Source organism: Nocardioides sp. LMS-CY (assembly GCF_018732145.1).
Taxonomy (GTDB): domain Bacteria; phylum Actinomycetota; class Actinomycetes; order Propionibacteriales; family Nocardioidaceae; genus Nocardioides; species Nocardioides soli.
In genome coordinates this window covers 4,707,551-4,730,835 of sequence record NZ_CP076104.1, presented here as the reverse complement: position 1 = coordinate 4,730,835, position 23,285 = coordinate 4,707,551, and the positions used below count along the sequence as shown (strand labels likewise).

General features: G+C 72.6%; 25 protein-coding genes. 13 read left to right on the top strand and 12 right to left on the bottom strand.

Annotation, left to right across the window (positions count from 1 at the left end; translation table 11 throughout):
- Window positions 1-62: 62 nt before the first annotated feature.
- Window positions 63-821: an SDR family NAD(P)-dependent oxidoreductase gene (locus KM427_RS22425; protein WP_215525351.1), complete on the bottom strand. Its 759-nt coding sequence runs from the start codon at window positions 819-821 to the stop codon at window positions 63-65.
- A 100-nt stretch (window positions 822-921) separates the two neighbouring features.
- On the opposite strand from KM427_RS22425, the gene KM427_RS22420 reads away from it, so the two are divergent.
- The 3 genes from KM427_RS22420 to KM427_RS22410 all read left to right on the top strand — a co-directional run bounded on the left by KM427_RS22420 (window position 922) and on the right by KM427_RS22410 (window position 3,127).
- Window positions 922-1,302 (top strand): hypothetical protein, encoded by a 381-nt coding sequence (locus KM427_RS22420; protein WP_215525350.1) that lies wholly within the window; start codon window positions 922-924, stop codon window positions 1,300-1,302.
- A 62-nt stretch (window positions 1,303-1,364) separates the two neighbouring features.
- Window positions 1,365-2,639 carry a D-inositol-3-phosphate glycosyltransferase gene (gene mshA, locus KM427_RS22415; RefSeq protein ID WP_183591992.1) on the top strand — a complete coding sequence of 425 codons (1,275 nt, stop codon included), beginning with the start codon at window positions 1,365-1,367 and terminating at the stop codon, window positions 2,637-2,639.
- A complete protein-coding gene (locus KM427_RS22410) occupies window positions 2,636-3,127 on the top strand; it encodes a type III secretion system chaperone family protein (RefSeq protein WP_183591991.1) in 492 nt (163 codons plus the stop codon). The genes mshA and KM427_RS22410 overlap by 4 nt, the downstream gene beginning before the upstream one ends.
- Window positions 3,128-3,218: 91 nt before the next feature.
- Here the strand turns inward: KM427_RS22410 and KM427_RS22405 are convergent, their stop codons facing one another.
- The 3 genes from KM427_RS22405 to KM427_RS22395 all read right to left on the bottom strand — a co-directional run bounded on the left by KM427_RS22405 (window position 3,219) and on the right by KM427_RS22395 (window position 6,234).
- Window positions 3,219-4,175, bottom strand: a complete 957-nt coding sequence (locus tag KM427_RS22405) for a DMT family transporter (protein ID WP_252274766.1) — start codon at window positions 4,173-4,175, stop codon at window positions 3,219-3,221.
- 239 nt (window positions 4,176-4,414) lie between these two features.
- The gene (locus KM427_RS22400; protein ID WP_183591990.1) at window positions 4,415-5,092 is read right to left on the bottom strand and encodes a response regulator; all 678 of its coding nucleotides are present in this window, start codon (window positions 5,090-5,092) and stop codon (window positions 4,415-4,417) included.
- Window positions 5,089-6,234 (bottom strand): sensor histidine kinase, encoded by a 1,146-nt coding sequence (locus tag KM427_RS22395; RefSeq protein ID WP_183591989.1) that lies wholly within the window; start codon window positions 6,232-6,234, stop codon window positions 5,089-5,091. The genes KM427_RS22400 and KM427_RS22395 overlap by 4 nt, the downstream gene beginning before the upstream one ends.
- Window positions 6,235-6,357: 123 nt before the next feature.
- Between KM427_RS22395 and phoU the strand changes: the two genes are divergently transcribed.
- Window positions 6,358-7,014, top strand: coding sequence for a phosphate signaling complex protein PhoU (phoU, locus tag KM427_RS22390; protein WP_183591988.1), 657 nt, complete (start codon window positions 6,358-6,360; stop codon window positions 7,012-7,014).
- A gap of 468 nt (window positions 7,015-7,482) precedes the next feature.
- Here the strand turns inward: phoU and KM427_RS22385 are convergent, their stop codons facing one another.
- The 3 genes from KM427_RS22385 to KM427_RS22375 all read right to left on the bottom strand — a co-directional run bounded on the left by KM427_RS22385 (window position 7,483) and on the right by KM427_RS22375 (window position 9,753).
- A complete protein-coding gene (locus tag KM427_RS22385; protein ID WP_215525349.1) occupies window positions 7,483-8,226 on the bottom strand; it encodes a phosphoglyceromutase in 744 nt (247 codons plus the stop codon).
- 20 nt (window positions 8,227-8,246) lie between these two features.
- On the bottom strand, window positions 8,247-8,777 hold the full coding sequence (locus KM427_RS22380; protein WP_215525348.1) for a hypothetical protein: 531 nt from the start codon (window positions 8,775-8,777) through the stop codon (window positions 8,247-8,249).
- Window positions 8,778-8,865: 88 nt separating this feature from the next.
- Entirely contained in the window at window positions 8,866-9,753 is an 888-nt protein-coding gene (locus KM427_RS22375; protein WP_215525347.1) for a UbiA family prenyltransferase, read from the bottom strand.
- Window positions 9,754-9,952: 199 nt separating this feature from the next.
- Between KM427_RS22375 and KM427_RS22370 the strand changes: the two genes are divergently transcribed.
- Entirely contained in the window at window positions 9,953-10,438 is a 486-nt protein-coding gene (locus KM427_RS22370) for a CarD family transcriptional regulator (protein WP_183591984.1), read from the top strand.
- Window positions 10,439-10,496: 58 nt separating this feature from the next.
- Complete coding sequence (locus KM427_RS22365; RefSeq protein ID WP_252274764.1) at window positions 10,497-11,051, top strand: 2-C-methyl-D-erythritol 4-phosphate cytidylyltransferase; 555 nt, start codon at window positions 10,497-10,499, stop codon at window positions 11,049-11,051.
- Between the two features lie 30 nt (window positions 11,052-11,081).
- Here the strand turns inward: KM427_RS22365 and KM427_RS22360 are convergent, their stop codons facing one another.
- Window positions 11,082-11,753 carry an IspD/TarI family cytidylyltransferase gene (locus KM427_RS22360; RefSeq protein WP_183591983.1) on the bottom strand — a complete coding sequence of 224 codons (672 nt, stop codon included), beginning with the start codon at window positions 11,751-11,753 and terminating at the stop codon, window positions 11,082-11,084.
- 9 nt (window positions 11,754-11,762) lie between these two features.
- Complete coding sequence (gene ispF, locus KM427_RS22355; protein WP_215525346.1) at window positions 11,763-12,260, bottom strand: 2-C-methyl-D-erythritol 2,4-cyclodiphosphate synthase; 498 nt, start codon at window positions 12,258-12,260, stop codon at window positions 11,763-11,765.
- A 32-nt stretch (window positions 12,261-12,292) separates the two neighbouring features.
- Between ispF and KM427_RS22350 the strand changes: the two genes are divergently transcribed.
- Entirely contained in the window at window positions 12,293-13,861 is a 1,569-nt protein-coding gene (locus KM427_RS22350; protein ID WP_215525345.1) for a molybdopterin-dependent oxidoreductase, read from the top strand.
- On the top strand, window positions 13,854-14,633 hold the full coding sequence (locus tag KM427_RS22345) for an SDR family NAD(P)-dependent oxidoreductase (protein ID WP_215525344.1): 780 nt from the start codon (window positions 13,854-13,856) through the stop codon (window positions 14,631-14,633). The genes KM427_RS22350 and KM427_RS22345 overlap by 8 nt, the downstream gene beginning before the upstream one ends.
- Window positions 14,634-14,738: 105 nt before the next feature.
- Here KM427_RS22345 and KM427_RS22340 read toward each other — a convergent pair whose 3' ends face one another.
- Window positions 14,739-15,950, bottom strand: coding sequence for a C39 family peptidase (locus KM427_RS22340; RefSeq protein WP_215525343.1), 1,212 nt, complete (start codon window positions 15,948-15,950; stop codon window positions 14,739-14,741).
- Between the two features lie 23 nt (window positions 15,951-15,973).
- On the opposite strand from KM427_RS22340, the gene cysS reads away from it, so the two are divergent.
- From cysS to KM427_RS22325, 3 genes are read left to right on the top strand one after another with little or no spacing between them, the layout of a single operon-like run.
- Window positions 15,974-17,359: a cysteine--tRNA ligase gene (gene cysS / locus KM427_RS22335; RefSeq protein ID WP_502887142.1), complete on the top strand. Its 1,386-nt coding sequence runs from the start codon at window positions 15,974-15,976 to the stop codon at window positions 17,357-17,359.
- A 21-nt stretch (window positions 17,360-17,380) separates the two neighbouring features.
- A complete protein-coding gene (rlmB, locus tag KM427_RS22330) occupies window positions 17,381-18,325 on the top strand; it encodes a 23S rRNA (guanosine(2251)-2'-O)-methyltransferase RlmB (RefSeq protein WP_183591978.1) in 945 nt (314 codons plus the stop codon).
- Window positions 18,326-18,327: 2 nt separating this feature from the next.
- Complete coding sequence (locus KM427_RS22325) at window positions 18,328-19,899, top strand: metallophosphoesterase family protein (protein ID WP_215525341.1); 1,572 nt, start codon at window positions 18,328-18,330, stop codon at window positions 19,897-19,899.
- Window positions 19,900-19,908: 9 nt separating this feature from the next.
- Here the strand turns inward: KM427_RS22325 and KM427_RS22320 are convergent, their stop codons facing one another.
- Together KM427_RS22320 and soxR are read right to left on the bottom strand one after the other, a co-directional pair.
- Window positions 19,909-21,117 carry a DUF4032 domain-containing protein gene (locus KM427_RS22320; RefSeq protein ID WP_215525340.1) on the bottom strand — a complete coding sequence of 403 codons (1,209 nt, stop codon included), beginning with the start codon at window positions 21,115-21,117 and terminating at the stop codon, window positions 19,909-19,911.
- 354 nt (window positions 21,118-21,471) lie between these two features.
- Window positions 21,472-21,921, bottom strand: coding sequence for a redox-sensitive transcriptional activator SoxR (gene soxR, locus KM427_RS22315; RefSeq protein WP_183591976.1), 450 nt, complete (start codon window positions 21,919-21,921; stop codon window positions 21,472-21,474).
- Window positions 21,922-22,065: 144 nt separating this feature from the next.
- On the opposite strand from soxR, the gene KM427_RS22310 reads away from it, so the two are divergent.
- Together KM427_RS22310 and KM427_RS22305 are read left to right on the top strand one after the other, a co-directional pair.
- A complete protein-coding gene (locus tag KM427_RS22310; RefSeq protein WP_215525339.1) occupies window positions 22,066-22,524 on the top strand; it encodes a nuclear transport factor 2 family protein in 459 nt (152 codons plus the stop codon).
- Window positions 22,525-22,548: 24 nt separating this feature from the next.
- Window positions 22,549-23,271 (top strand): SDR family NAD(P)-dependent oxidoreductase, encoded by a 723-nt coding sequence (locus KM427_RS22305; RefSeq protein WP_215525338.1) that lies wholly within the window; start codon window positions 22,549-22,551, stop codon window positions 23,269-23,271.
- Window positions 23,272-23,285 lie beyond the last annotated feature (14 nt).

Here is a 23,285-nt window from a genome sequence, read left to right as displayed (position 1 = left end):
CAAGGGCGCTTCGACAACTAGAACGTGACGGACTATCCCGGCGACGCCAGGCCCCCGCGGCCTCAGCCCTCGCGGTGGACCTTGTGCTGTGCCGCCTGCGCCCGAGGCCGGATGACCAGCTCGTCGACGTTCACGTGCGGCGGCCGGGTGACCATCCAGGTGATCGCGTCGGCGATGTCGTCGGCGGTGAGGGGCGCGGCGACCCCGGCGTACACCGCGTCGGCCTTCGCCCGGTCGCCCTCGAAGCGGACCAGCGCGAACTCGTCGGTCTTCACCATGCCGGGCGCGATCTCCATGACCCGCACGGGCTGGTCCCACAGCTCCAGCCGCAGCGTCTCGGTGACGACCTGGGTGCCGTGCTTGGCGGCGGTGTAGCCGGCCCCGCCCTCGTAGGCGATCCGGCCAGCGGTCGACCCCACGTTGAGGATCGCCCCGGCGCCCGTGGCGACCAGTGCCGGCAGCAGCGCCTTGGTCACCTGCATCAGGCCGATCACGTTGACCTCGTACATCCGCCGCCAGTCGTCGCCGTCCGCCTCCGCCACCGGGGCCGCCCCGAAGGCGCCGCCCGCGTTGTTGACGAGTACGTCGAGTCGGTCGCCGACCACGGACGCCAAGTGCGCGACGGACTCCTCGCTCGTCACATCGCACGCCACCGCCGTGCCGCCGATCTCGTCGGCCAGTTCGGCGATCCGGTCACCGCGTCGCGCGGCGCAGTACACGTGGTAGCCGGCGGCGGCCAGCCGACGGGCGGTGGCCGCTCCGATGCCGCTGCTGGCGCCGGTGACGACCGCGGTCCGGGACGGGGTCGGGAGGGAGGTCATGTCGCCATTCTCGACGACCCGGCGCCAGGAACACGTTTCATCCTGCCTCCGGCGAGGGATGCTCTCCGGTCGTGCCCTGAGACGGCCGGAAGGAGAGACGGTGCGTACCCCTGCTGCCCTCGTCGGGCTTCTCGGCGGGCTGGCCTGGCTCGGCTCCCTCGCGCTGGCGCGCCACGACCGGACCGGCCTGGCCGAGGTCGTCGAGTGGGTCGGCCTGGCGCTCCTGCTCGCCGCCGCCGTGGCGGCCGGCGCCGGCCTGGTCTCCCGCTCGACGAGATGGCTGCGGGTCACCGTGGGCGTCTGCTTCGCACTGCTCGTCTGGTGCCTGGTGCAGCTGGTCGCCGGGAGCGGCGACGAGCGGCTCGCGCACGCCGGCCTCGGCCTGTTCGCGGTCGTCGTGGCCAGCATCGTGATGGCCCGCCGGCCGCACCCGGCCCCCGCCGCCGGCGGGCACCGAGCCCGGGGCGCCCACGCACGCTGACTGGACCGGCGGGAATTCCCCGCGCCGGATCGGTGTTCACCCGTGTCGGACCGTCAATCGAGATGACCGAGGTGCCCGTGGAGCCGATCCGGCGTGTGGCGATGATCAGCCTGCACACCTCCCCGCTCGACCAGCCCGGCACCGGCGACGCGGGCGGCATGAACGTCTACGTCATGGAGCTGGCGCGCCGCCTGGCCGGCCAGGGCATCGAGGTCGACATCTTCACCCGGGCCACCAGTTCGGCCCTCGACCCGATCGTCGACCGCGGCGACGGCGTGGCCGTGCGGCACATCCACGCCGGCCCGTTCGAGGGGCTGACCAAGACCGAGCTGCCCGGCCAGCTCTGCGTCTTCGCGCGCGAGGTGCTGCGCGCGGAGGCCGCGCAGCCGGTGGGTCACTACGACGTCGTGCACTCCCACTACTGGCTCTCCGGCCAGGTCGGCGCGCTCGCCCGCGACCGCTGGGGAGTGCCGCTCGTGCACTCGATGCACACGATGGCCAAGGTCAAGAACGACGCCCTCGCCGCGGGCGACACCCCGGAGCCGTCGGCGCGCATCATCGGCGAGGAGCAGGTCGTCGGGGCGGCCGACATGCTCATCGCCAACACCGACCTCGAGGCCAAGCAGCTGATCAACCTGTACGACGCGGAGCCCGCCCGGGTCGAGGTGGTGCACCCCGGTGTCGACCTCGACGTGTTCCGGCCCCACGACCGGGCGCGGGCGCGTGCGGACCTCGGGCTCCCCGTCGACGCCGCCGTCCTCCTGTTCGCCGGCCGGATCCAGCCGCTCAAAGCGCCCGACGTGCTGCTCCGGGCGGTCGCCGAACTGCTCGACCAGCGTCCCGGGCTCCGCTCGCGGCTGGTCGTCCCGGTCGTCGGCGGCCCCTCCGGCAGCGGGCTCGAGCACCCCGAGTCGCTCGCCCAGCTGGCGACCGCGCTCGGCCTCGACGGCGTCGTCCGGTTCGTCCCGCCGGTCGCGCAGGACGAGCTCGCCCGATGGTGCTCGGCGGCCACCCTGGTCGCGGTGCCGTCGTACAACGAGTCCTTCGGTCTGGTCGCCGCCGAGGCCCAGGCCACCGGCACGCCGGTGGTCGCCGCCGCGGTCGGTGGCCTGACCACCGTGGTGCGCGACGGCCACAGCGGGCTGCTCGTCGACGGACACGACCCGCGCGCCTGGGCCGACGCGCTGCGCCGGGTGGTGGAGGACGACGCGCTCCGGCTCCGGCTCGAGGGCGGCGCGCTCGCCCAGGCCCGGCGGTTCTCCTGGCGGCACACCGCCGAGGGCACGCTCGCCGTGTACGAGCGGGCGCGGGCCGAGATGGCACAGTCGCTGGCATGAGCAGCGTCCCCGACCCCCGGCAGGTGATCCGCGACCATCTCGCCTCGGCCGAGGTGGCCTACGACGAGGTCGCCGACGGGGTCTTCTCGTTCTCGCTGCCGGGCGAGAAGAAGCTCCAGACCGCCGTCCGCCTCGACGTCGGCCCGCACGCGCTCGGCGTCCACGCGTTCGTCTGTCGCCGGCCCGACGAGAACCACGAGCGCGTCTACCGCTGGCTGCTCGAGCGCAACCTGCGGATGTACGGCGTGGCGTTCGCGCTCGACCGGCTCGGCGACATCTACCTCGACGGGCGCCTCCCGCTCGCGGCCGTCACCCCCGAGGAGCTCGACCGCCTGCTCGGCTCGGTGCTGACCTACGCCGACGAGTCGTTCAACGCCATCCTCGAGCTCGGGTTCGCCACCTCGATCCGCAAGGAGTGGGAGTGGCGCAAGCTCCGTGGCGAGCCGACCGCGAACCTCGAGGCCTTCCGCGGCTGGCTCGAGGGTTGAGTCGGGACTTTCGACCAGTTCAGCCCGGACTTCTGGTCGCCGGCCTGACCAGAACTCCCGACTCGGGTGGCCAGAGGTCACGACTCGACGGTCAGGCCGGGGCACTCGTCTGCGCGGCGGCCGGGCGGGCCTTGCGCCGGGCGACGGCCACGCCGACCAGGGCGAGCGCGCCGCCGACGTACGCCATCGAGGGCGGGGTCTCGTCGAGGAAGACCAGACCCATCACGATGGTGATCGGCGGGACCAGGTAGGTGGTGACGCCGAGGTTGCTGGCGCTCATGTGCCGCAGGGCGTAGGCGTATGTGGTGAACGCGATCGCGGTCGGGAAGACCCCGAGGTAGACCAGCCACAGGCTGGACGACACCGGCGCCTCCCGGGCCTGGTCGACCAGCTGCCCGATGAAGGGCAGGCACACGATCGCGCCGACCGTGCATGCGAGCCAGGTGACCTGGATGGCCGGCAGCCGGGCGACCAGCGGCTTCTGCAGGATCAGGCTGATCGAGTAGACCAGCGCGGAGAGCAGGCACAGCGCGACGCCGAGCATGTCGTGGTTGCTGCCCTCCCCGGACGACTGGGCGGTAGAGAGGCTGATCAGCCCGACGCCGGCGAACGCCAGGGCGAGGCCGCCGGCGAGGTAGGCGGTGAACCGCTCGTTGAGGAAGATCGACGCCAGCACGGCGATCAGCACCGGCGAGACCTGGATCAGCATCGCGGCGGTGCCGGCGTCGACCCGGCGCTCTCCGGCGTTGAGCGCGACGTTGTAGACGCCGAACCACAGCACGCCGATCGCGATGATCGACACCCACTGCCGGCCGGTCGGGCGGGGCAGGCCACCGGGCAGCAGCAGTGCGACGACGCCGAGGCAGAGCGTGCCGACGAGGAGCCGGCCGAGCGAGAGGGCGCCGGGGGAGAAGTCGTGGCCGAGGTGTCGGATGCCGACGAACGCCGACGCCCAGAACACCAGCGTGACCCCGACCGCGGCCAGTGGCAGCCAGGTCGCCGGCGCGCTCGTCGGCTGCTGGCTGGACCGGGTCGTCGTACTCGTCACCGACCCAGATTAGGGACGACCGCCGACACCCGACACGCGGTTTCCGGACGTGGTTGCGCGATCCGCTGCCAACGTGGGCACGACCCGTGTTCTCTGCCGGCTCAGAGGTCGATCTCGACACGCCCGTCGCCGCTTCGTCCCTCAGCGGCGGGGCTGCTCGATCCGTCCGCGCCCACGCGTCGGGCTCGTCCCTCGCCCGTCGCTGCGCGGCCGGCGCGCTCGACCTCCTCGCCTTCGGCTCAGAGGTCGAGCTTGTAGCCCAGCCCGCGCACGGTGACGAGGTACTTGGGCTCGCTCGGGTCGGGCTCGATCTTGGCCCGCAGCCGCTTCACGTGTACGTCGAGGGTCTTGGTGTCGCCGACGTAGTCGGAGCCCCACACGCGGTCGATGAGCTGGCCGCGGGTGAGCACCCGACCGGGGTTGCGCAGGAACATCTCGAGCAGCTCGAACTCCTTGAGCGGCAGCCGCTGGGCGGCGCCGTCGACGGTCACGACGTGGCGCTCGACGTCCATCCGCACCGGGCCCGCCTCCAGCGTCGCCGGGGCGAGGTCGGGCTCCTGGCCGCGCCGCAGCACCGCGCGGATGCGCGCGACGAGCTCACGCGGGGAGTAGGGCTTGGTCACGTAGTCGTCGGCGCCGAGCTCGAGGCCGACCACCTTGTCGACCTCGTCGTCCTTGGCGCTGACCATGATCACGGGGACGCTCGAGCTCTGCCGGATCTGGCGGCACACCTCGGTGCCGGGGATGCCCGGCAGCATCAGGTCGAGCAGCACGATGTCGGCACCGTTGCGGTCGAACTCCGTCAGGGCGGCGTTCCCGTCGGCCGCGATCGCGACCTCGAATCCTTCCTTGCGGAGCATGTAGGCGAGGGCCTCGCTGTAGCTCTCTTCGTCCTCCACGACGAGTACCCGGGTCACCGGCTTGCCTCCTGGCTCTCCCTGACGGAGAGGTAGCGGGGGAGGGACAAGGTGAACGTGGACCCCTGACCCTCGACTGACCATACGTGGACGTCCCCGCCGTGCGTGGCGGCCACGTGCTTGACGATGGACAGGCCGAGGCCGGTGCCACCCGTGGAGCGGTGCCGGGCCGGGTCGACCCGGTAGAACCGCTCGAAGATCCGGTCGATCTCGTCGGCGGGGATGCCGATGCCCTGGTCGACGACGGAGATCGAGACATGCTGGTCGTCCACCTTGGTGGAGACGAGCACCGTGGAGCCCGGCTCGGAGTACGACACCGCGTTGGCGACCAGGTTCGCGACCGCGGCCGTCACCTGCTCCTCGTTGCCGAGCACGTCGAGGTCGTGCGTGCCGCTGGTCACCACCGAGATCTGCTTGGAGGCGGCGTCGATCGCGCTGGTGTCGACGGCGATGCGGATCACCTCGGCGATCGAGACGGGCACCGGCGTCTCCAGCGGGTCGTCGCCCTGGAGCCGGGACAGCTCGATCACCTGCTGGACCAGCCGGGTGAGGCGGTCGCTCTCGGTCAGCATCCGCGCCGAGAACCGCTTGACCGCATCGGGATCGCCGGCCGCGTCGTGCACGGCGTCGGCCAGCAGCCGGATCGCGCCGACCGGCGTCTTCAGCTCGTGGCTCACGTTGGCGACAAAGTCGCGGCGCACGGCCTCGACCCGGCGCTCGCGGGTGCGGTCCTCCACCAGCGCGAGCACCAGCCGCGCGCCCAGGGGTGCGACCCGGGCGGTCACGTGCCGCGACGGAGAGCCCGCCCGTGTCATCACCAGCTCGGTCTCGCGGATCTGCCCGTCGCGACGTACCTGCTGCACCATGGCGGCCAGCTCGCTCGACACCAGCTCCTGGCCGCGGACCAGACCCATGGAGTAGGCGGGGGCCGAGGCCTTCAGCACGGTGTCGCTGTCGTCGACGACTACGGCGCTGCTGCGCAGGACCGAGAGGACGGTGGCGACGCCCGGGGGTACGACGGGCTCGTCGGTCGCCGCGACCGGGTGCTGCTCGCGGTCGCTCACGTGCCAGGCGAGCACGGCGCCGCCGGCGACGACCGCGCCGATGAGTGCGGCGAGGAACGCCTGCGTCGTCGCATCCACACCATGAATCGTACGAGTGGATTCACCCGGGGTTGGTCTCCGGACGGCCTCGCTCGCCATAAGTTCATCCCGCGTTCACGGGCCGTCCCCCGTGGGTCATCTCGGCTGCCTAGGCTCGCCGCCATGCGAGAGGCCTTCAGCGAACAGCTCGACACCATGTTCCAGGACCTGGCGACCATCTGCGGCGACGTCGAGACCGCGGTCCGCCTGGCCACCGAGGCGTTGCTGCGCGGCGACGCCGAGACGGCAGAGCGGGTGATCAGCGGCGATGTCGAGATCGACCTGGCGCGCGAGCGCGTGGAGGATTCCGCCTTCCTGCTGCTGTCGCTGCAGCAGCCGGTCGCCAGCGACCTGCGGACCGTGGTCGCCGCCCTGCGGATGGTCAGCGAGCTGGAGCGGATGGGCGACCTCTCCGTGCACGTCGCGAAGATCGCCCGCCTGCGGGTCCCCAACCTCGCGGTGCCCGACGCCGTCACCCCGCTCATCGAGCGGATGGCCGCGGTCGCGGAGGACATGGTGGTCCGGGTCTCCAAGATCATCACCGACCGCAACGTCGACGACGCCCTCGCCCTCGTGCACGCCGACGAGGAGATGGACCAGCTGCGCCGGGCCAGCTTCGCCGAGCTGCTCTCCGCCGACTGGTCCCACGGTGTCGAGGCCGCCGTCGACGTCGCCCTCCTGGGCCGCTACTACGAGCGGATCGCCGACCACGCCGTCTCGGTCGCCAACCGGGTCGTCTTCGTCGTCACCGGGGAGCACCCGGGCGCGGTCGACCGCTGACCGCTCGGTTCATTGATGGGCCTGGCCCGATGAGTCCTGGCCCGATGGGTCTGGCCCGATCTGTCGGTCTCGATGGGTATCGCTGTTGGGGTCGGGCTGGTCTCGTGGGGGCTGGGCCGGGTTGGTGCGGGTCCGCCCCGGTCGGAGTGCCGGTGGCAGGTGCCGGTGGGTATCGCTGTTGGGGTCGGGCTGGTCTCGTGGGGGCTGGGCCGGGTTGGTGCGGGTCCGCCCCGGTCGGAGTGCCGGTGGCAGGTGCCGGTGGGTCGATACCCAGTGACGATGTGGTTGTTCCCAGGCGCCCGGAACGACCACAACGTCACTGGGTATCGCTCGCAGGTGCCGAGCGGGGAGAGCTGCCTCTCGGCTCGCTGGATTTCGACGCGCCCGTCGCGACCTCCTTCGTCGGTCGCGGGGCTTGCTCAATCTCCGTGACCCGACGCGGCCCGCGACTTCGTCGCGGGCCGCTGGTCACCGACCCTGGTTGGCGACGGCGGCCGCGGCCTCGGCGGCGGCCGCGGGGTCGAGGTAGCGGCCGCCCGGGACGGTCGGCCGCAGCGACTCGTCGAGCTCGTAGACCAGCGGCATGCCGGTGGGGATGTTGAGGCCGGCGATGTCCTCGTCGCTGATGCCGTCGAGGTGCTTGACCAGCGCGCGCAGGCTGTTGCCGTGGGCGGCGACCAGAACGGTCCGGCCGGCGCGCAGGTCGGGGGCGATCGCGGACTCCCAGTAGGGCAGGAACCGGGCGATGACGTCCTTGAGGCACTCGGTGCGGGGCATCTCGTCGCCCAGGTCGGCGTAGCGGACGTCATCGGCCTGCGACCACTCGTCGGCGTCGTCGATCGGCGGCGGGGGTACGTCGAAGGAGCGCCGCCAGAGCATGAACTGCTCCTCGCCGTACGTCTCCAGGGTCTCCTTCTTGTTCTTCCCCTGGAGCGCGCCGTAGTGACGCTCGTTGAGGCGCCAGGAGCGCTTGACCGGGATCCAGTGCCGGTCGGCGACGTCGAGGGCGGCCGCGGCGGTGTTGATCGCGCGTCGCAGCAGCGAGGTGTGTACGACGTCGGGCAGGATGCCGGCGTCGCGGATCAGCTCGCCCGCGCGCACGCCCTCGGCGCGGCCCTTGTCGTTGAGGGGGACGTCGACCCACCCGGTGAAGAGGTTCTGGGCGTTCCATTCGCTCTCGCCGTGGCGGAGCAGGACGAGCTGGTAGGTCATGGCGCCTTCCGGAGGAGGGGTCAGTGCTCGACTTCGGGGGTCGGAGGCCCGCAGTCCTCGACCGGGGTGCCCGTCTCGGCGGTGGCGTCCAGGCCGGCGTACTCGTCGCAGTCGGGCACCGACGGCACGTCCATCGTCACGGAGGTGCCGCCGCCGAACGAGAAGGTCAGCGACAGGAAGGCGCCCACCTCGTAGTCGCCCTCGACCGTGATCGGGGTGTCGGCGTCGGCCAGGTTGACATAGCCGCTCGGGGCGATCTCGATCGGGTCGAAGTCGCCGATCGTGAGGTCCTCGCCCTCGATCGCGTCGACGGTGGCGGACTCGGTGGTCTCCTTGTTGACGAACGTCGTGATCAGCGTGCCCGATCCGTCCTCCGCGCTCACCACCACGGCGGAGAGCACGTCGACGTTGCCGCTGCGGTCGTTGGTGCCGGCACCCGGCGTGTAGACGCGGTCGGTCGCGTAGTCGAAGCCGCAGGAGGTCAGCGCCGAGGCGGCGAGCACGAGCGCGCCGGCGGCGGTGAGCAGACGAGCGGAACGGCGAAGCTGCATCTTCAGGGCCTTCACGAGGGGGCAGGGGGTTGTTCGGCGACAGCCTAGCGGTCGCCGACGGGCACGATCGGACGGGTCGGTACCCGGCTCAGTGGCTGAGCCCGACGGCGCTCCCGAGCACGAGCAGACCGGCCAGGGCGAGCATCGTCCAGGCCAGCGAGACCATCAGCAGGCGGGGGGCCCCGATCCGCAGCGCGATCCGCAGCGGCAGGTGGCGGTAGCCGTCCTCGTGGTCGGCCACCAGCCCCGGCAGCGCGCAGAGCACGTGCACGCCGACGCCGAGCAGCGCCGCGACCACGACCATCGCGACCTGGGGCGGGGCGCCCTCGGCCTGTCCGCCCCAGCCGCCGTACGACAGGAACGCCGGGTAGAGCGCGTACGACGCCGCCCACGTCACCCACGAGAACCAGCCCTTGCGCAGCATCAGGCTGCCGAGCAGGCCGATCACCACCGAGCCGAGGTAGCAGCAGCCGGCCACCACCCCGTTCGAGATCGCCAGCGGGATCAGCACGAGGACCCCGCACACGAAGGCGAACCACGCGTTGCCCGGGTCGAGGAGGCCGTCGGCGATCGGCTTGCCGCTCGGCGCCCGCCGGGAGTCGCGGCGACGGTCGACGAGGTCGTTGAACCAGCCCAGCAGCGCCTGGCCGACCAGCGCGGTGGCGAGCACCAGGCCGACCTCGCGACTGGGCCGGCCCGCGAGGGCCGCGGCGATGGCGAGTCCCCCGGCGGTGAGGGCGCCGAGCCGTGGGTGGGCCGCCCGGAGCAGCAGCACCGGCGTCGCGTCGGTCAGCGCACGGCGTCCGCCCGGCCGGCGCCGCCACGGCCGGCGCGGCTGCCGTGGCGGGTCGTCGAACCCGTCGCGACCGGGCAGCTCGGTGGTGACCGGCGCGCTCGCGGGGGCGTCGGCGGAGTCGCTCCCGGACTCGGACGGCGCGGCCGGTTGCTTCCTCCGTCGGCGCAGGGTGGGCGACATACCCGGCAGTATCGTCCAGCGGGCGTCGGGCCATGCCTCACTGGCCCCACGAGTGTCGCGGCGGGTCTCCCGGACCGGCCGGCCACCACACCACCTGCGGTTCTGTCAAGCCGGCAATGTGCCCCTGACCTGCGCAAACGATCTCGGCGTCCCTTCGAGAACGTGTTAGAATCTTCACCTAGGAAGGGGTACCTGACATATGACTTTCACCGTCGGCGAAACGGTTGTTTACCCAAATCACGGGGCCGCGGTCATCGAGGACATCGAGACCCGGACCATCAAGGGGGAGGACAGGCAGTACCTCGTACTTCGCATCGTCGCCCAACAGGATCTCGTCGTCCGGGTGCCGGCGTGCAACCTCGACCTGGTCGGTGTCCGCGACGTCGTCGACAAGGAGGGTCTCGACCGGGTGTTCGACATCCTGCGCGCGGCGCACGTCGAGGAGCCGACCAACTGGTCGCGGCGCTACAAGGCGAACCTCGAGAAGCTGCACAGCGGTGACGTGATGAAGGTGTCCGAGGTCGTGCGCGACCTGTGGCGCCGGGAGCGCGACCGCGGTCTGTCGGCCGGTGAGAAGCGGATGCTGGCGAAGGCGCGCCAGATCCTGGTCTCCGAGCTCGCGCTCGCCGAGCACACCAACGAGGACAAGGCAGAGGCGCTCCTCGACGAGGTGCTCGCCTCCTGAACGCCGCTGACGAGGCCCCCGGATCTTCCGGGGGCCTCGCGCATTTAGGTTGGAGCATGTGGAGTACGACGAGCCGACACCCGCGCTGGGCACCGTGGTGGACGAGGGCCGCGGACGGCTGCCGTACACCCTGATCCACGGTGAGGCGCTGGTCGCCGCGGCCGCGTGGGCGCTGGGCGAGGCCGGCGTGACGCCGGTCGACGCGGGTACGTCGTGGGCGGCGCTCGTCGCGTCGGGCGAGCCCTTCGTGCTGCACGACCCGCTGTGCCCGATGACCCCGCCGTCGTTCGTCGCCGACTGTGTCGCGCGCGCCGTCGAGCGTGGCTGCGTGGTGGTCGGGGTGCGCCCGGTCACCGACACGGTGAAGGTCGTCGAGGGCGGCGCCGTCGGCGAGACCGTCGACCGCGACCTGCTGGTCACGGTCGCGTCCCCGATCGTGCTGCCCGCCACCGTCGTGGCGGCACTCTCCGGACTGCCGACCACGGACTTCGGCGAGCTGGTGGCCGACCTGCGCCGGCGCTACCCGGTCGAGCTGGTCGAGGCGCCGCCGGCGGCCCGCCGGGTGGGCTCGGCGGACGACGTCCGCGTGCTCGAGGCGCTCACCGCACCCTGATCGGGCCGGTGGTCCGGCCGCCGGATCGGCTCAGGCCAGGCGCAGCGCGAGGTCGAGGTCCTCGGGGAAGGTGACCTTCAGGTTGGCCGGGCTGCCCGGCACGCGCGCCACCGGCAGCCCGGTGTAGCGCGACCAGCAGGCGGCGGTGTCGGTGCCGTCGAAGCCCTCCGCCGCCGCGGCGGTGTAGGCGGCCAGCAGCTCGCGCGCCCGGAACGCCTGCGGCGTCTGGACCCCGTCGAGCTCCCCCGGCAGCGCGCGGGCGTCGAGGGCGACCAGACCCGTCAGCCGGACCCCGGGAAGGGCGCCGCCGGTCTCGCGGGCGGCGGTGATCGTGGCGGCGAAGAGGTCGCGGCCGGCCAGCGGCCTGGCCCCGTCGTGGATGGCGATCACGTCGAGCTCGCCCGCGCCGATCTCGGGGGCCAGCGCCTGCAGCGCCGCCCACTCCGAGCCGTGCCGGGTGGCGCCGCCCTCGACCAGTCTCACCTCGCCCTCGCCGAGATGGGGTGCGAGCGCGGCCGCCACGTCGGCGGCCTCGCCGGGGCGCACCACCACGAGGACGCGGCGTACGTCGTCGAGCGCGAGTGCGTCGCGCACCGACCAGGCGAGCACGGGGCGGTCGCCGAGCGGTAGCAGCACCTTGTTGGAGCCGGCACCCACCCGGGAGCCGAGGCCGGCGGCGAGGATCACGACGGCGGCGGGCATCCGGCGAGTCTACGGAGGGGGAGCGGCCGGGCGCGCCCAGACCACCGCGGTCGCGATCGCGGCGACCCCCTCGCCGCGTCCGGTCAGGCCGAGCCCGTCGGTGGTGGTGGCGGAGACGCTCACCGGGGCGCCGGCGGCGGTCGAGAGCGCGGCCTCGGCCTCGGCACGGCGGGGTCCGAGGCGCGGCCGGTTGCCGATCACCTGGATCGCGACGTTGCCGATCTCGAAGCCCGCGGCGCGCACCCGGGCCGCGGTCTCGGCCAGCAGCGCAACGCCCGCGGCGCCGGCCCACTGCGGCTCCGACGTACCGAAGTGGGAGCCCAGGTCGCCGAGCGCCGCGGCCGACAGCAGCGCGTCGCAGGCGGCGTGCGCGGCCACGTCGGCGTCGGAGTGACCCTCGAGGCCCTGGGGCTCGTCGGGCCAGGCCAGGCCGGCGAGGTGGAGCGGCACGCCGTCGACCAGTCGGTGGACGTCGGTTCCGACGCCGACCCGGGGGAGTTCCTGCACACGCAGATCATGCCTGAGCCACAATCGGTCTGGTGAGGACGTCCCGCGGCAGCTGGTCGGTCGCCGGCTTGGCGGCCGGGTTCGCCGGCCTCGCCGCCAGCTACGGCGCCGCGATGGTGCTGACCACCCGCGACGCACCGCTCACCGCCGTGGCCGAGGGAGTCGTGCGGCTCACGCCCGGCGTGGTGGTCGAGCGGGCGATCCGGTTCCTGGGGCACTGGGACAAGCCGTTCCTGCTGCTGGTGATCCTGATGCTGTGCGCGGTGCTGTTCGCCTGGGCCGGGCGGCTCGCGCGCCGCTCGTGGTGGGCGCCCGTCGTCGTGTACGCCGGGCTCGCCCTCGTGGGTGGGGTGGCCGTGTGGTCGCAGCCCCGCACCGGCACCATCGACCTGCTGCCGGTCGCGGTCGGGTTCGCGACCTGGCTGGTGTGCCTCTCGCTGCTCACCGAGCCGCTGCGCCGGCACGAACGGGCCGAGGTGGCCGCGGCCGCCGCGCCGACGACGGTCGCGACGGGGACGGCCGACCACACACGCCGTGCCTTCCTGCTCCGCACCGGGTTCGTCGTCGCCGGCGCCGTCGTGGCCGGCGCCGTCGGCCGCGTCGTCGGCAGCGGCCGCCGGCACGTGGAGGAGGCCAGGCGGCTGCTGCGGCTGCCGGGAGTCACCGAGCCCGAGCTGCCGGCCGGGGTGCGGGTCGGGCTGGAGGGGCTGGAGCCCTGGGCCACGCCGGCGACCGACTTCTACCGGATCGACACGGCGTTCGTCGTCCCGACCGTCGACCCCGCGGGCTGGCAGCTGCGCATCCACGGCATGGTCGATCGCGAGATCGTGCTGAGCTACCGCGACCTGATCGCGCGGCAGGTCACCCAGGCGTGGGTGACGCTCAACTGCGTCTCCAACCCGGTCGGCGGCGACCTGATCGGCAACGCGTGGTGGAGCGGCGTCCGCATCGCCGACCTGCTGCGCGAGGCCGGGGTCCAGCCCGGTGCCGACGCGGTGCTGCAGACCTCCGACGACGGCTGGACCTGCGGTACGCCGCTCGCCGCGCTCACCGACGGCCGCGACGCGATGCTCGCCGTGGCGATGAACGGCCACCCGCTGCCGATCGACCACGGCTTCCCGGTGCGCACGATCGTGCCGGGCCTCTACGGCTACGTGTCCGCGTGCAAGTGGGTCGTGGACCTGGAGGTGACCAGGTTCGACGACATCGAGGCCTACTGGACCCAGCGTGGCTGGGCCGAGCAGGGCCCGGTCAAGATCGCCTCGCGCATCGACGTACCCGGCGACGGCGGCGAGATCGCGGCGTCCGGAGGCCGGGTCGGTGGCGTCGCGTGGGCCCAGCACGACGGCATCTCCGCCGTCGAGGTCTCGGTCGACGAAGGGCCCTGGCAGCGCGCCGAGCTCGGTCGGGTGCCGAGCGCCGACACCTGGGTGCAGTGGGCCGCGACGCTCGACGTCGAGCCGGGCGAGCACACCCTGGCGGTGCGGGCCCGCGACGCGCACGGCGAGGCGCAGACCGGCGAGGTGCACGACACCGTGCCCGACGGCGCGACCGGATGGCACACGATCAGCTTCGAGGCGAAGGAGTCGGTGGATGGGTGAGTTCAGCGATCGGCCCGGCGCGGCGCTCGTCGTCGGCGGGAGCGGCGGGCTCGGCCTCGCGATCGCGCGGATGCTGGCCAGCCGGGGCTCGCACGTCGCGGTGACCTACCGCTCCCGGCCCGAGGCTGGGGAGCAGGTCGTCGAGGCCGCGCGGGAGTGGGGCGTGCACGCGTCGGCGCACGCCCTCGACCTCGCCGCGCCGACGGCGGCCGCCGACGCCGCCGGGGTCGTCGACGCGGTGGCCGAGTCCCGGGGCGGCCTGCACACGCTGGTGTACGCCGCGGGGCCGCACATCCCGATGACCCACCTGTCGGCCGTCGCCCCGGCGACGATGGCCGAGCAGCTGGCCGCCGACGCGGCCGGATTCTTCGCCGTCGTACAGCCCGCGCTGCGGCACCTGCGTGAGAGCGAGGGCTCGATCGTCGCGGTGACGACCGCCGCCACGACGCGCTTCCCCGTGCGCGACGGGCTCTCCTCGGCGCCCAAGGCCGCGGTCGAGGCGATGGTGCGCGCGCTCGCGGTCGAGGAGGGCCGCTACGGCGTCCGGGTCAACGCCGTCGGACCCGGCATGCTCACCGACGGCATGGCCGCCCGCCTGATCGACTCCGGCGAGCTCTCCGAGGAGGCGCTCGGCGTCGCCCGCCGCAACATCCCGCTGCGCCGCTTCGGCACCGCCCACGACATCGCCGAGGCGGTCTGCTTCCTGGCCTCCGACCGCGCCGGGTTCGTCAGCGGGCAGAAGCTGGATGTGGATGGGGGTTACGGCGCCTAGGCTGCTTTGCGACTCCCCGGGTTTCGACGCGCTCCGCGCGAGTTCGCAAGCTCACTCGCGGTCGCTTGCTCAACCACCGGTAGCGGATCCGCCGGCGCGGTTCCGCTACCAGTTTCCTCGCGGGCTGACCGGCAGCGGGTGGGCGGAGTCGGCGATCACGTAGACGGTGCCGCCGGAGGCGGGGAGCCAGACGTTCTCGAACTCGCCGCGGTCGTAGGTACGCCGCACGGCGGCGTCGCTCGCGGCGGCCGGATCGTTGATGACCACGTCGCCGGTGTCGGTGAAGCCGCTGATCACCAGCAGGTGCCCGTTGGACGACGAGATCGGCGCCCCGGTCAGCTGACCGCGTCCGAAGGCGATCGACGCCACCAGCGGGATGCCCGCCTGGATGAAGAGCTCGGCCTCGCGCAGCGACCGCAGCCGGGTCACGAAGGCGCGGTCGACCAGCGTCGCGGCGTACGCCGTGTTGAACGGCCAGTTGCCGGTGCCCCGGTAGGCGTAGTCGTAGGTCATCCGGGCCGCGTGGTCGACCCACGGGTCGACGTGGTTCGCGGGCACCGAGGCGTACGCCGCGGCGTCCGGCAGCGCGCCGTAGTAGCCGAGCACCATCGACGTCGACGTGGGCGAGCACCACGCCTCGCCGCCCGCGCCGTACTCCGGGTAGTGGCCGCGATGGATCATCTGGGAGTACCCCGGCACGTCGAGCACGATCCCGCTCGCCGGACCCGGCTTCGAGGTCGGCACCGACGAGACGTCCGGCAGCCGGGACGCCACCGCGCCGACCGTGTCGACGAAGGGCGAGCGGGCCTGGCCCGCCCGCCGCACCAGCGTCACCCGCAGCTGGTACGCCGTGACGCCGCCGGGCACCGCCCACGTGTCGACGCTGACCGACCCGAGGTCGTCGCGCTGCGCGCCCTTGGTCGTACGCCGGAAGAACCGGTCGTGCTCGGCCCAGACGCCCAGCGTGTCCCAGCTCGACGTCGTCGTGCCGGTGCGGCCGCGCACGTCGATGCGGATCCGGCTGTCGCCCGGCGTCCGCGCGTCCCACGACGCGATCAGCCGGGTGAGCCGGAAGCCGGGCTCCGCCCAGGGCGACCGCCAGATGCCGGCACGGGTGCCCGGCGGCAGTGAGATCCGGCCGCCGGCGCCGACGCGCACCCCGACGAGGGTGCCGGAGCGCAGCTCCGTCGCGGTGTCCCACTGGGCGTAGTCGATCCGTCGCGCCGGCGCGCCCGAGGCGGGTGCGGCGGCGACGAGCGGCGCCACCAGGGCGCCGGCGAGGACGGTGGCCAGGATCGGCAATGTCGGGCGGCTCACCCACAAACCCTAGACTTCCCGGTGTGACCTTCAGGCTGTACGACACCGCGACCCGCGAAGTCCGTGACTTCGTTCCCCTCGAGGAGGGGAAAGTGGGCCTCTACGTCTGCGGCCTCACCGTGCAGTCCGAGCCGCACGTCGGCCACGTCCGCTCGGGCGTGAACTTCGACGTCCTGCAGCGCTGGCTGCGCCACCTCGGCTACGACGTGACCTTCATCCGCAACGTCACCGACATCGACGACAAGATCCTGACCAAGTCGGCCGACCAGGGCCTCGCCTGGTACGAGCTCGCCTACCGGATGAAGCGCGAGCTCGACCGGGCCTACGACGCGCTCAACGTCGCGCCGCCGACCTACGAGCCGGCCGCCACCGGCCACGTGCCCGAGATGATCGAGCTGATCCAGCTGCTGATCTCGAAGGGCCATGCGTACGCCGCCGCGGACGGCTCCGGCGACGTCTACTTCGACGTCCGCTCCTGGCCGCAGTACGGCGAGCTCACCCACCAGCGCATCGACGACATGGAGGCCGCCGAGGACGCCGACCCGCGCGGCAAGCGGGACCCACGCGACTTCGCGCTCTGGAAGGGCCGCAAGGACTCCGAGCCCGAGACCGCGTCGTGGCCGAGCCCATGGGGCCGCGGACGCCCGGGCTGGCACATCGAGTGCTCGGCGATGGCCGGCAAGTACCTCGGCTCCGCCTTCGACATCCACGGCGGCGGCGTCGACCTGCGCTTCCCGCACCACGAGAACGAGCAGGCCCAGTCGCGCGCGGCCGGCCAGCGGTTCGCGTCGTACTGGATGCACAACGCCTGGATCACCACCGCCGGCGAGAAGATGAGCAAGTCGCTCGGCAACTCGCTGACGATCCCCGCAGTGCTCCAGAAGTACCGGGGCATCGAGCTGCGCTACTACCTGGTGGCCGCCCACTACCGCAGCCACGTCGAGTTCAGCTTCGACGCGCTCGACGAGGCCGCCGCCGGCTTCCGCCGGATCGAGAGCTTCCTTGACCGCGCCGGCGACGTGGCGGCGGGCGAGCTGCCGGAGGCCTTCGTCGCGGCGATGAACGACGACCTGGGCACGCCCGCGGCCATCGCGGTCGTCTACGACACGGTGCGACAAGGAAATGCCGCGCTGGGCAACCGGGACGACGCGGCGCCGTACGCCGCGCAGGTGCGGGCGATGCTGGGCGTGCTCGGCCTCGACCCGGCCGACCCGGTCTGGGCCGGCGCCGCCGACGACCAGCGGCTCACCGACGCGGTCGACGCGCTCGTCGCCGGGCTGCTCGAGCAGCGCGCACAGGCCCGCGCCGCCAAGGACTTCGCGACCGCCGACGCGATCCGCGACCGGATCAAGGCGGCCGGCGTCGAGGTGGAGGACACCCCCGACGGACCGAAGTGGAGCCTGGCCTGATGACCGGTGGAAGGCACTGACGTGGCTGGCAATTCGCAGCGCAAGGGCGCGATCCGCAAGAGCAGCAAGGGCAACCCGACCGCGGGGTCGGGCGGCCGGGTGCGCCGCGGCCTCGAGGGCAAGGGGCCGACGCCGAAGGCCAAGGACCGGCCGTACCACGCCGCGCACAAGGCGGCGAAGCGTGCCGAGAAGGATCAGGCCCGTCGGCCCAAGCGGCGCACGTCGAGCGACGCCGAGTGGGTCGCCGGCCGCAACTCCGTCGTCGAGGCGCTGCGCGAGGGTGTGCCCGTCACCGCGCTCTACGTCGGCGAGGGTGCCGAGCGTGACGGCCGCATGCGCGAGGCGTTCCAACTCGCGGCCGACCGGGGCATCAAGCTGCTCGAGGTCTCCAGGTCCGAGCTCGACCGGATGACCGGCGGCGCGGTGCACCAAGGCCTCGCGGCGCGGATCCCGGCGTACGAGTACGCCCACGCCGACGACCTCCTCGACGCTGCCGCGGTCAACGCCGAGAAGCCGCTCATCGTCGCCCTCGACCAGGTGACCGACCCGCGCAACCTCGGCGCGGTCATCCGCAGCGCCGCCGGCTTCGGCGCCCACGGCGTACTCATCCCCGAGCGCCGCGCGGCCGGCATGACCGCCGCCGCCTGGAAGACCAGCGCCGGGGCCGCGGCCCGGATCCCGGTCGCGCAGACCGTCAACCTGGTGCGTCAGCTCAAGGCCTACCAGGAGGCGGGCTGTATGGTCGTCGGCCTCGCGGCCGACGGCGACGTCAGCCTGCCCGACCTCGACCTCGCCGACGGGCCGCTGGTCGTCGTGGTCGGCTCGGAGGGCAACGGCCTATCGCGCTTGGTCTCCGAGACCTGCGACCAGCTGGTGTCGATCCCGATGGCCAACCAGCTCGAGTCCCTGAACGCCGGCGTCGCGGCGTCCGTGGCGCTCTACGCGATCGCGGAGGCGCGTCGCTGACCGTGCCGGCGATCGGGCGACCAGCGCTCAGGGCCCTGGCCTACGCCGGGGCCTGGCTGATCTGTGCGGTCGTCGTCACCGCGGCGGTGTTCTTCACCAGCAGCCGGCAGGTCGAGCTGGCGAGCCACGACGCCGTCGTGCGCCCGACCCTGAGCGGCGAGGCGGTGCTGTTCACCGGACCGGTCTTCCCCGACGTACGCGTCCCGGGCATCGGGATGCTCGGCGTCGACATCCGCCTGGACAAGACCGACGTCACCTCCACCGACGAGCTGGTGCGCCGCTACGCCTACATCGCCAGCCAGCCGGAGGGCCAGATCGCGAAGGTCGCCGACGCGGTCGAGGGGATGCTGCTCAACGCGGCGCTGCGAGGCGCGATCATCGGCCTGCTGCCGATCGGCGTCTGGCTGCTCGTCGGCCGGGCCCGGCGCCGTGAGCTCGCCGACCGTGTCCACCTGCCGCAGGTGCTGATCGGGATCGGCGTCGTGGTCGTGCTGGGCGTGGGACTCCTCCAGCCGTGGACCGAGGGTGAGGCCGTCGAGGACGAGGACGGCGACTGGGTCTCGCTCCAGGACTTCCTCGGTCCGCAGGTGCCGCTGCCCGACGGCCTCGAGGAGGTCGAGGTGCGCGGCGACGTGACCACGGCGCAGACCCGGCGACTGGTCGAGAGCGCCATCGACACCTACGACAAGAGCAAGGTCTTCTACGCCGAGGCGGCCGAGGAGGCCGCGACGCTCGACCTGCGCCAGCCGCGCGAGGGCGACACGGTCGTCGCGTTCGTGTCCGACCGCCACGACAACATCGGCATGGACCGAGTGGCCCGGGCGATCGCCGACCGGGCCGGTGCGACCGCGGTGTACGACGGCGGCGACGACACCTCGTCCGGCAAGAGCTGGGAGGCGTTCTCCCTCGACTCGGTCTCCGAGGCGTTCAGCGGGCTCGACCGCTGGGCCGTCGCCGGCAACCACGACCACGGCGACTTCGTCCACGACTACCTGGCCGACCACGGCTGGACGATGCTCGACGGCGAGGTCGTCGAGGGGCCGGGCGGCACCACGCTCCTCGGCGTCGACGACCCGCGCTCGAGTGGGCTCGGGTCGTGGCGCGACGAGACCGGGTTGAGCTTCGACGAGGTCGAGCACCGACTGGCCGACGCCGCCTGCGACGCCGACGAGCGGCTCACCACGATGCTCGTCCACGACGCGAACCTGGGCCGCGAGGCCCTGGCCCGCGGCTGCGTCGACCTGGTGCTCGGCGGCCACCTGCACGTGCGCGGCGTGCCGACGCGCGTCGACGGACCCGACGGCGAGGTCGGCTACACCTACACGACCGGGACGACCGGCGGCGCGGCGTACGCGATCGCCATCGGCAGCAAGCCGCGCCGCGCCGCCGACGTCAGCCTGGTCACCTACCGCGACGGCCGGCCGGCCGGCATCCAGTGGGTCACGCTGCAGCCCAACGGCGTCTTCCAGATCGGCACCTACGTGCCGCTGCTGTACCCCGAGGCGGACGCCGACTCCGGCGCGGACCGGGGGCGGGACTCCGACGGCGGCTCGTCGGAGGCGCCCTCCGACTGACGTCCAGGCTCAGGTGTCCTCGGCGGTGACCTTCTCCTCGGGCTTGCCCATCAGCACGGTGTCGATGTAGTCGCGGGCGGTCTCGAAGATGCCGACCTCGTGGCCGGCCCGCTCGGAGAGGTACCAGCGGTGCACGAGGATCTCGTGGAAGATCTCGGCGGGCTCGAGCTTGCCGCGCGCCGCGGGTGGCACCATCGCCATGATCGGGTCGTAGATCTGGGTGAGCCAGCGGTTGGCGACCAGCGAGCGGTCCTCGCGACCGAGGCCGAGGTACGCCGTGTAGGCCGCGATGTCGTTGAGCATCCGGCGAGCCTGGCCGTCCTCGACGTTCAGGCCGGTGAGCGCCTGCAGCTCGCGCCGGTGGTGCCCCTCCTCGACGACCTTGGGTTGGATCTGCACCCGCTCGCCGTCCCAGTCGGTGACGATGTCGAGCTCGTCGACGTCGAAGCCGAGGTCGTTGAGCCGCTCCACGCGCTGCTCGATGCGCCACATCTCGTGCGTCGAGAACTCCTCGGCCTCGGTCAGCTCCGACCACAGCGCGTCGTACCGCTCCTGGAGCATCTCGACGATGTCGAGCGCCTGAACCTCGTGATCGAGGGAGTCGCTGGCCTGGAGGTCGAGCAGTTCGGCGAAGACGTTCTCGGTCGCCACGGTGATGTCGTACTCACGCAATCGGTCGGACAGGTGGGACTTGAGCTCGCCGGTCTCGGCGTCGACCAGGTACGCCGCGAAGCCGCCCGCGCTGCGGCGGAACAGCACGTTGGACAGCGACACGTCGCCCCAGTAGAAGCCGGCCAGGTGCAGCCGGACCAGGAGGACCACCATCGCGTCGACCAGCGACGGCAGGTTGTCGGCGGTCAGGCCGTGGGAGAACAGGCTGCGGTAGGGCAGCGAGAACTGCAGGTGTCGGGTGAGCAGCGCCGCGGGCAGCGGCTCGCCGCGCGCGTCGACGCGCCCGGTGACGACGCCCTGCGGCACGACGGCCGGCAGGCCCATCCGCTGGAGGTCGCGCAGCATCCGATACTCACGGAACGCGATCTCCTCGACCGTCTCCTTGACGGCGTAGGTGTTCTCGCCGAGTCGCACGATCCGCACCACGTGGCGGGAGAGGCCGCGGGGCAGCGGCACGACGTGCTCGGTCCACTCCTCCAGTGGCAGTGACCAGGGCAGGGTCAGCAGCGCCGGGTCGGCGCGGTTGGCGATGATGCGGAGCGCCATGTCGTTCAGGCTAAGCCTCGGGTGCTGCCGGGCGGCGGTGAGCAGGCAACCGTTTGCTCGGTCCGACCGGTTGCTGGGGCACCGCTGGGGTGGGTCGCTCGGTGTGGCGGTGAGCAGGCAACCAGTCCGGGTCGCGATTCGGTTGCTCACGCACCGCCGGCCCGGATCGCCGCGGCGTCCGGAGGCTAGGGGCCCGGTGCGTCGGCTCCGCGTCGTACGTCGTGCGGATCCACACCTGCGCCACGGGGTCGACCGGGTCGGTGCGCAGCCGGACGGTGACCACGGAGCCGGGTGCGGGCGCCTCGTCGTCGACGTACAGCGGGGAGCCGTCGTGGTGCGGCTCGCGCAGCAGGCTCATCGCGCCGCGCCACCGCCCGGCTCGAGGAAGACCGGGCCGGTGCCGTACTCGCCCGCTTCGTCGCCCGGGTTGCTGAGCGCGCAGGTGCGCAGGCTCAGGCAGCCGCAGCCGATGCAGCCGTCGAGCCGGTCGCGCAGCCGCTGGATCCGCTCGATCTGCTCGTCGAGCCGGGGCCGCCAGGCCTTGCTGAGCCGGTGCCAGTCCGACTTCGTGGGGGTTCGGCCGTCGGGCAGCGTCGCCAGCGCCTCGCCGATCTCGTCCAGGCTCAGCCCGACCCGCTGCGCCGTCCGGATGAACGCGATCCGGCGCAGCGTCGACTGCTCGTAGCGACGCTGGTTGCCCGCGGTGCGCACCGACGAGATCAGCCCGCGCGACTCGTAGAACCGGATCGCCGAGGTCGCCACCCCCGCGCGCTCGGCGAGGTGCCCGATGGTCAGCTGGGTCATGGCCTCCACCCTGGCCGGACTTCAAGCGTCATTCAAGTTCCGTTTTGGGATAGTCCGTCACGTTTCGGTTGCTCGATCGACGGATCGACGACCGAAACGTGACGGACTATCCCAAATAGAACGCGTTCTAGTAACGTCCTCCTCATGCAGCTGACCGATGGCGACCGCATCCGCGGCCTGCTCGCGACGTACTGCCGGCTCATCGACGCCGGCGACTTCGCCGGCGTGGGCGCCCTGATGGCCCATGCGGTGCTGAAGACCGAGGACGGCACGGTGATCGCGACCGGTGCGGCCGAGGTCGAGCGGTTGTACGCCGGGCTCGTGAAGCGCTACGACGACGGCACGCCGGGCACCCAGCACGTCGTCGCCAACGCGATCTTCGACGAGGCCGACGTCGACGGCTCGGTGACCGTCACCTCGACGTACCTCGTCTTCCAGGCGATCCCCGAGGTGCCGCTCCAGCCGATCCTCACCGGCACCTACGTCGACCGCTTCGAGCCGGTCCAGCTCGAGGGCGGCCAGGACGGCTGGCGCTTCGCCGAGCGCCGCTTCGGCATCGGGCGCTCGGGCGTCATCGAGCACCACCTCTCGATCACCCTCTGAACGCACCCTCCCGAAAGGCCGCAGATGAACCAGCCCGGCAACCGCGTCGTCGTCATCACCGGAGCCGCGTCCGGCATCGGGTACGCCACCGCGGAGCTCTTCCGCGACCTGGGCGACACCGTGTACGGCCTCGACATCAACCCGACGGTCCCCGACGGCGTGACCTACGTCGAGTGCAACGTCGGCGACCGGGCCGCCGTCGAGGCGGCGATCACCACCTGCGCCGCCGAGGGGCGCATCGACGTGCTCGCGAACGTCGCGGGCATCGTGCAGTTCGGCCGCATCGAGACCGTCACCGAGGCGGAGTGGGACCGCGTGCACGCGGTCGACCTCAAGGGCCCGTTCTTCCTGATCCAGGCCGCGCTGCCCCACTTGCGCGCCTGCACCGGCACGATCGTCAACGTCTCGTCGGTCGCCGGCAACGCGCCGCAGCCCTACGCCACGGCGTACGCCGCCGCCAAGGGCGGGCTCACCCAGTTGACCAGGTCGCTCGCGCTCGAGCTGTCGCCGGAGGGGATCCGCGTGAACGCGATCTGCCCCGGCACGGTGGACACCCCGATCGTCGAGCAGGTGTTCCACAAGATCACCGATGACCTCGACACTCGGGTCGCCGACCGGCTGATGATGATGCTCCCGGGTGGTGCGATCAAGCCCGCCGAGATCGGCGAGACCATCCTCTGGCTGGCCTCGCCGGCGGCCCGGATGATCACCGGCGCCGTGATCGCCCACGACGGCGGGATGAGCTGACTTGTCGACTAGCA